General features: G+C 60.0%; 1 pseudogene. It reads left to right on the forward strand.

Going from position 1 to position 603, the window contains the following annotated elements:
- Positions 1-603 (forward strand): annotated as a pseudogene (locus tag KP705_RS16225) (Tn3 family transposase); the annotation flags it as partial.

Genomic DNA, 603 nt, shown 5'->3' on the forward strand with positions numbered 1-603 from the left:
CCGCCCTTGTCACCAGCCGCGCGCAATATCCTGCGATTGCTGGAACGCCTGGAGTGTGTACGATCCCTGAACCTCGACAGCGCTCGCGCCACGACCATACCGCGTGTGGCCTTTGACCGTTTGAGCGAAGAAGCTGCCCGGATTACGCCCCAGCATCTGGCCGAGCTTCGGTCATCCCGTCGTTACGCCATTCTGGTGGCAGCCGGGGTCCGACTTGAGGAGGTTCTAACCGACGCGGCCCTCACAATGATGGACAAACTCCTCGGAAGCATGATGCGCCGTGCCGAGCACCGGATCCGTGACAAAGCGATTGTCACCATGCGATCGTTGCAGGCCCAGCTTCGTCTGCTGACAACCTCTTGCCGTCATCTGATTGAGGCCCGTGATCAGGGCGTTGATTCACTGTCTGCCATTACGGGAATTGACTGGCCCCGCCTCCAGGACGCCATCGGCAGGGCTGAAACCCTGACAGCTCCAGAGACCATTGATCGCACGGCCGAACTGATCAACCGGCATCGCTCTCTTCGTCCTGCCATTGGTCCATTCCTGAACGCGTTCCAGTTTCAGGGTGGTCGCACGGTACAGGGATTACTGAAGGCGGTG

The organism is Gluconobacter sp. P1D12_c (genome assembly GCF_018812105.1).
GTDB lineage: Bacteria > Pseudomonadota > Alphaproteobacteria > Acetobacterales > Acetobacteraceae > Gluconobacter > Gluconobacter oxydans_A.